Source organism: Nitrosomonas sp. Nm58, assembly GCF_900107335.1.
Taxonomy (GTDB): Bacteria; Pseudomonadota; Gammaproteobacteria; order Burkholderiales; family Nitrosomonadaceae; genus Nitrosomonas.
On sequence record NZ_FNPQ01000034.1, the window covers coordinates 21942 to 29196 of the forward strand.

At 50.2% G+C, this 7255-nt stretch carries 5 protein-coding genes and 1 pseudogene; 2 read left to right on the forward strand and 4 right to left on the reverse strand.

Annotated features, from left to right (window positions below; genetic code table 11):
• Positions 1-229 precede the first annotated feature (229 nt).
• The 3 genes from BLW34_RS11530 to BLW34_RS16160 all read right to left on the reverse strand — a co-directional run bounded on the left by BLW34_RS11530 (position 230) and on the right by BLW34_RS16160 (position 3757).
• Positions 230-3037, reverse strand: coding sequence for a sensor domain-containing protein (locus BLW34_RS11530; protein WP_177166019.1), 2808 nt, complete (start codon positions 3035-3037; stop codon positions 230-232).
• Between the two features lie 208 nt (positions 3038-3245).
• Complete coding sequence (locus BLW34_RS11535) at positions 3246-3527, reverse strand: hypothetical protein (protein WP_143037918.1); 282 nt, start codon at positions 3525-3527, stop codon at positions 3246-3248.
• A gap of 71 nt (positions 3528-3598) precedes the next feature.
• Entirely contained in the window at positions 3599-3757 is a 159-nt protein-coding gene (locus BLW34_RS16160) for a hypothetical protein (RefSeq protein ID WP_177166020.1), read from the reverse strand.
• A gap of 346 nt (positions 3758-4103) precedes the next feature.
• Between BLW34_RS16160 and BLW34_RS17035 the strand changes: the two are divergent.
• Positions 4104-4448 (forward strand): annotated as a pseudogene (locus BLW34_RS17035) (IS5/IS1182 family transposase); the annotation flags it as partial.
• Positions 4449-4690: 242 nt separating this feature from the next.
• Here the strand turns inward: BLW34_RS17035 and BLW34_RS11540 are convergent.
• Entirely contained in the window at positions 4691-5833 is a 1143-nt protein-coding gene (locus BLW34_RS11540; RefSeq protein ID WP_090579706.1) for an acyltransferase family protein, read from the reverse strand.
• Between the two features lie 691 nt (positions 5834-6524).
• Here BLW34_RS11540 and BLW34_RS11545 point away from each other — a divergent pair.
• Complete coding sequence (locus BLW34_RS11545) at positions 6525-6905, forward strand: hypothetical protein (protein ID WP_090579707.1); 381 nt, start codon at positions 6525-6527, stop codon at positions 6903-6905.
• Positions 6906-7255: the final 350 nt, after the last annotated feature.

A 7255-nucleotide genomic window follows, 5' to 3' on the forward strand; every position in this document is an offset into this window, starting at 1 on the left:
CCTTGATATCGCTTTTTATGACATACGCACTCCAGAAGACGGGCACGAAACCTTCATAGATCTGGAATTACTCGATGCAGGATACTGAAAAGCTAAATCGTTTCGTGCAGGACTGTCAGCTTGCGTTACCGTGCGACGATTCAAGGTGCCTCGTGAGCCCGGTTCAACGTCAACAGATTACTCGAACGCTGCTACAAGGTCGGATCCTTCTCGCGCTGCATTGCCAGCCTCACTCCCTATCGACCGGCAGGCGAGATCGCGCGCTAACACCGTTCAGAGCCTCGACAAAGCTCTCCAGAGAAACCGGCTTGCCGAAATAATAACCCTGCAGCTCATGGCATCCCTGAACAGTCAGCGACGTCGCCTGCTCGAGCGTCTCCACGCCCTCCGCGGTAACCCGCAGATCCAGGCTTCTCGCTAGCGCGAGGATCGCCTGTACAATAGCTCCGTCCTGACTGCTTTGCGCAATGCCGGATACAAACGAACGATCGATCTTGAGACCCGTGATCGGAAAGCGCTTGAGGTACGCGAGGGAAGAGTATCCGGTGCCAAAGTCGTCGATCGCGATCCCACCGACGCCGAGTTCCCGCAGTTCGTAAAGGATCTGCGAGGCCTGTTGCGGCTCCTTCATCAGAAGACTCTCCGTGAGCTCCAGCTCCAGCCGACCCGGATCGACCCCGGTGGCGTCGACTGCTCGCATCAGTCCTTCCCGCAAGCGGCGTTTCCCGAACTGCCGTGCCGAAACGTTCACCGCAATATCGATTCGCCGGCTACTGACCTGATCCAAGCGCAGCATGTCCTCACATACCTGACGGATGATCCAGTCCCAAAAGTCGACTATCAGCCCGGTTTCCTCTAGCAGCGGCACAAACTTCGAGGGTAGCATCAACCCTTGCTCGGGATGATGCCAGCGCAACAAAGCCTCCGCGCCGACAATCGCCGAAGTGGAAGCCAGCACTTTGGGTTGGTAGTGTATGGCCATCTCGTTGCGCTCCAGCACGCGCCGCAGCTGCCCTTCCAGCTGGAGGCGCTCGAGGCCACCTTCGTTCATGCGCGAGTGGAAGAACTGCACGCCGTTGCGTCCCTGCCCCTTGACCTCGTACATCGCCGCATCGGCGTTCTTCAACAGGTCTTCCAGCGTGTTGCCATCTTTGGGGTACAGGGCAATGCCGACGCTTGCGCTGATGAACGTCTCGTGGCCATTCAAACTCACCCCTTCTGTCATCCGCGCTGCGATCTTGCGCGCTAGCCCAGCAGCAATTTCTGTGCGCTGGAGGTCTTCGATCAATACGACGAACTCATCCCCGCTCAAGCGCGCTACGACATCGTGCGCACGCACGCACTCACGGATACGTGAGGCAGCTACCTTGAGTAACGCATCGCCCGCAGCATGACCCAGCGAATCGTTGACTGCTTTGAACCGATCAAGATCGAGAAAGAGCAGCCCAAGCGGGCGATTGGTTCCCTGCGCCCGCTCTATGGCTCTTCTCAAGTGGTCATGGAAGCGCTTGCGGTTTGGCAGTCCGGTCAGGAAGTCGTAATGGGCAAGCAGGTCGAGCTCACGGGTTGAGCGATAGCGGTCGATTGCGATAGCGCACATCTGGCTTGCGATATGCAGGAGTTGACCATCTCGCTCGAAACCATGGTCCGAGTTGATACGATAGTGCGCAAGCACGAGACCGATCGTATCCCCCGTGGAGCCTCGGATTGTCTCCAGATTGGTCTGGCTGACCGCCAACTGCTCCATGAGCCGAAGGTAGGCTCGGGACTCAAACCAGCGGCCAGGTGTCTCGACATTGATGCAATACGAATCATCTTTATGTTGTCCGATGCGCGGATGAAGCGCCAGCAGCTGGTCTCGGTACCAGGACGGCAGACTGCGACCAGTGACAACATTCAGATTAGTCGTGCGCCCATCCTCACAGAAGAAAATAGCGCAGAACATGTCGCCCGATTCGCGCTCAATGGCGTCTGCCACCACAAACAGCGCGTCTTCCAGCGGCGCTCCTCGCACCACCTTTTCGAGGACAGCTTTTTCTGTAGACAGCAGCACTTCCGCCCGCTTGCTCTCGCTCACATCCCGGAAGGTGGAGATTCGTCCCACTACCTCTCCCTGAATGCGCTGGGGACGCGATGTCCATTCGAAGGATCGGCCATCGTGGAGTTCTAGGCACTCGGTCAGCTCAGAAGTCGGCGCGCCCAGCAACTGCTGGTTGCGTTCAAGGAAAGCCTTCGGATCACGGACTTTTGCCGCGAGCGAAGCGAAAAGCAAGCAGTCGTCGTCCTGCACTCGCTCACGCTCAGACAGCTTCCAGAGCTCGAGATAGCGAGTATTGCACGCCACGATCCGCCCTTGACCATCGATTGCTACGATTCCTTCGGCTGTCGATTCCAATATCGCCGAAAACAGTGAGTTGGCCGTACGCAGTCGATGCTCCGCTTCGGTGCGCCGCTCCAGCTCATTCATGGCGATCCCCAGCATCTTGCGCGGATATGCTTGGGTCACGCGAAACACCAGAAATCCTATCAGCGCACCGGGAATCAGCCCGAGTGCCGCGGCCATGAAGATGGGTTGTAGGGACCGCGATACGGTCAGCGTGGCCCTGGTCCCATCCGCCTTACGCACCTCAACGCGCTTCCGGATAAGGTCCAGCGCGCCGCTGCTATTCTCTGCATTCAAGGTGACTTCGCTCCCACTGCCGATCGAGATAGTGTGCAACAGCTGTTCCAGAGTACCTCGGCCGCCTCTGCGTGGGAAATGCAACGGCCCTTGCAGTTTGGCTACCGCGGAGAGCATTGCCGCTTCATTCGTCGCGAGCAGATGCTGCGTCACATAGCCGAAGCCCAACACCAGCAATGGAATCAGTAATCCTGCAGCAATGCCCGTGAACCAAGCAATCCCGCTACTCAGTTGGCCAAGCTGGTCAGTGTCAGGAGCGCTGATCTCCGCTCTTGCGCGCGGATCCGTTCCCGTGCATTCCCCGACAATTGTACTGCTAAGCATTTTGGGTATAAGATAAAAATAGCCCTTTCTCATAAGGGATGGATGTGCTGGAGGCGGACTGACTTTCAAACACATTGATGATCGATCAGGTCTTGCGTAACGCTCAGGTGCAGGTCATCAGCATAACGCCCTCCTCGACTTGGCCCTAGAAAACATCCGCGAGTTCATAAAAAAAACCGGTTCGCAGCAATAGCGGTAACGGACGTCAAGGTGAACGTGCAGCTTGGACGATGAGCCCTAGCTAGGCAGCAACGAGGCACTCTCCTAGGGCGCGCGGTGACATTTGTGGTTGAGACGCTGGCTCGAGCATGCCAGTCGGCGCGCTAGGCTCGATTCCATCATTATGAAACACCGAGGTGCTAAATCCACCACTACCGGCCGCTCCTTGGCAGGTCGATGGCCGACTCCATAGCGTAAATTCGAGTGCAAAGACTCTGATGATCAGCTGCAGATCGGAATCGGTGCCGATGAGGTTTGATGGCGGCACATTCAATTCACCACGTCCTCTCCAGATGCCGAGCACCGAGGAGCTGACAAGTTGCCCTTCGCAATACAGGTGCTCGCCATTGTCAAAGTTGCAGTCCAGCATCACTTTCACATAGCCACCACTGTGTCGGCCAAATCGAGCGCACAATCCAAGCCAAAGGTCTGTGTGGACTGCAGCGCTTGCGGAGAGTTTCCCGTCACTAACTCGAGCAACTCGCGTTTTCGCTGTACACAGAACTCGGCGGCATCAAACTCAGGTTGTTCCATCTTGTCTGCCTCCCTCCAGGGTATAGGAAAAAATAAACACTCTTTTTCATCGAAAATGACTTTACTGAAAATCAATTTTATTTTCAGTGTATAGGAAAAATAAACGGTGTATAGGAAGAAATAGGATAAATAAACACCCTTTTTATCAAAAATATCCGTACTGAAAGTATGCTCCTAGAAACTGCAGGTTGACTGCTTGACTGGAAAACCAAAATTAAGACCATGACATATAAGTACAGGCAAAGCTGATGTCAGATACCGCCTTGAATTGCAAGTATTGAATGATTGAGGTTTGCGTCAAATGATTGTCCTGATTTAATAATTCCATAAATCAAATGTGCCAGAGATTGCCGTCACAACCGCTGAGGTAACGGATCGTAAGGACGCTCTTCTTGCGCTCGGACGCTGTGCAGCAGAATTGCGGCAAGTGCAATGCATTCTGACCGAGGGTGAGATACCAAGGCCAACCTTTCGCCAAGGCGGTAGAGGAGCTATTCGGAGCCAAGGTGCAAATTGCCAAGCGGAGCGAACTTCACACTTTCACTGTCATGTCGCAACGCTAGGTTCTCGAACGCTCTCTTACCTGGCTAGAAAAATACCGGTGACTATGGAAAAACTGCGAGCGAAAACTCAACACCAGTTTGCAGTTTATACATCTGGCCTTCCGGTTCTCCTGCTTAAAAGATTGTGAACAAGCTCTAAGAATAATGAGTTGAAATGGCGATTATTCTTTGAGCAGCAGCAAGCGTTGGCGTATCGAAATAATCGGGATAAGAGCTTTGCTATAGGCTGGCGAGTTTCGTGTTTAAACACGCTATTTGATTAGGATCGCCAGGACCCTTGACGATCCAGCAATATGGTCTGATCAGGATTCAGACAGTATAGCCAGGCACGGAAGAATTCCTTCAGTTTTTGAGTTTACAAGTGCAGATATCATGTATATCTGGGCGCATACTTGGTTTCAAGTAAGCCATTCAATTGGATGCTAACCCACCTGCGAGCAGGCATTTCCAGAGATCGATAACTCCAAACTGAAATCGGAATAACCGAGCATGTTAAACAAGCAACGAATATCACCGATCCCGGTATGCTGCTTTGTAATGGTAATCCCGTATAGTATTCCCAATCCTTCTGCGCAATGAATTTGATGAGATAGTGCCACATGTAAATAGAGTACGAAAATAGTCCAATAGCGTGAATATAGCGCGTTGCGAGCCAATTGCATAAAGAACCACGATCCTCCCATGTAACCAAGACTATCAATGCCATTAAACTTATGGAGATAACATCGGCTACACCAAAGTGTAGCGCCAGCAAAAGTGCAATACTTGCTGTGATCTGAATATACGTCAAACATTTCTCCGAGAGAGCAGAAATCGTTTGACGACCCAGAAACAACATGATGCCAATTGAAAAAGCCGATGCGGCACGTACAACAGACAAACGAAAGTTCTCGTCTAAATCGCCACTGGTAACAAGACAAAAACCATAATAAAGCAACATGGTACATGACAACGCAATCAAGGCTAGTTTTCGGGTGCTGCCATCCATGGTAAGAAGAGTAGCAAAGATCAGATAGCAAAAAAGTTCTGCACTGAGAGACCATGACGGAAAGTTCCACGTTACCCAGTCAAACATACCCCAGGCATGAATAAGAAATAGATTGGCTAGCAGGGATTCGGCGCTTCGCAAGGAACCATCAAACACGCAACAGAATGTTTCATTCCGGCTCCAGCTAATCAACGCAACAATGATAAAGAATAAAAATACAGCCATGAGCGACATCAGGTGCAATGGATATATTCGGGCAAAACGAGCAATCAAATAGTGAGTAACGTCACGAAAGGTGCGGCGCTCAGGATGCTCGATGCCGTAAACGTATGACAGCACAAACCCGCTGAGGATAAAGAAAAAATCTACCCAGAGATAGCCCTTTGCAAGAAAAAATGTCACTTCATCTGGATGAATTGATGGATGGAAAAAGGATCGAAAGTGGACGAGGACGACTATCAAAGCTGCCAAGCCTCGTAGGGCAGTATGAGAACGAATCTCATCCTTGTTTGATATCGGAATCATAAAAGAACCTTTCAGTAATAATTAATACCTCGCATCTCGTGATGACAAGATTTTCTGATTTTTTTAAAAATGTATTAATTTAGATTTGACAGCTACCAGGTTGGCCGAATATCTGTCTATTTGGATCTAATCTCAATATTTTCTTGTATGAAATTAGGAGGCCGATAAAAAATAAAGTCTTCTGAGCTACAGCCAGCTAGTAAGCTCTACCGGGATAACTATCTTATAGGCAAGCGATTGTGATTATCGTATCGCTTCCAGCGTCATTGAGTCAGGATCATCGGAAAAAATTCTCGCTGCTACAACTGCATAGATTCGATCGGATTTCCACCCAATTGGCAAAGATCGTTAATAAGAATATTTCTAAAAGTGTTATTGAAGACAAAGGTATTAATTGAACCGCTGCTTTTCCAGCAACCACCACTGGTAAATATGTTGATGTTACGCTACTCAACACATGATTCTTATTCTTCTGTCTTCTTGTGAATTTTGACGCCGGATTTTCCAGGTTATCAAAATATATTGTTATCAATCAACTTACCTCCTTTTTGAATAAATGTAATGCAACCATTTACTTCTCCAGAATACTTATAGAGGAGAGCCAGACTGGATTAATTTACTACTTATTCAAGCAAATAACAACGTAGCATACAGCAGAGTCAGTCCTGACATTGATACTTTGCAGGTGTCAATGCACCCATCACTGGCGCTGCTTCGGCTGATCCATGCCGCGGCATGCTGCAATATCAAGCCGGTGCAATACGATCAAATTTGCTCAATGACAACCTGCCGGCAGCATGCGCTAGGCTGCTGCCCGGTAGCAAGATTCAGTAAAAATCTTTATGTCGATGCGACAGCAACCAACGGATGGACCAATGAATTGGATTGCGATGCGCACAAGCAGTACACGCCCTCGTACTTGCCACAGCGAATTCAAACCCCACCAACAGTGAGCTGCTGGTGGGAAAAATCGTTAAAAATCACAACAACTTCTACAGCCTCGGTTTTTAGCGCGAATGAGCGAAACTGGATCCTACCTTGTATATTAAAACCAACGACTAAATTGTTTTAAACTTGCGCTGATTTCTGGGGAAGCCGGTCCGACCTTAAGCCTTGAGCTTGTAAGAAGATAGGCTCCCCGCCCTCGTCATCCATATCGAGGAGTATCCAAGGTCTGTAAGCTTTGCTTCTGAACCTGAATTTGCAAGGAAGATAGATGAAGTGCCAGGGTCAGGGAACCAGAAAGCATGATAACAAAAATGATATTAAGGGAAATAGCCATGAATCACATCGGAATTGATGTTTCAAGTAAAGAATTGTGTGTGGTAATGAGCGTAGTAATCGGCCTTCGGCCGCAATGCGTTTGAAAGAAACACGATGCGGCGAGATGTGCGGTAAAGTGGAATACCGCGACGGCGAAGA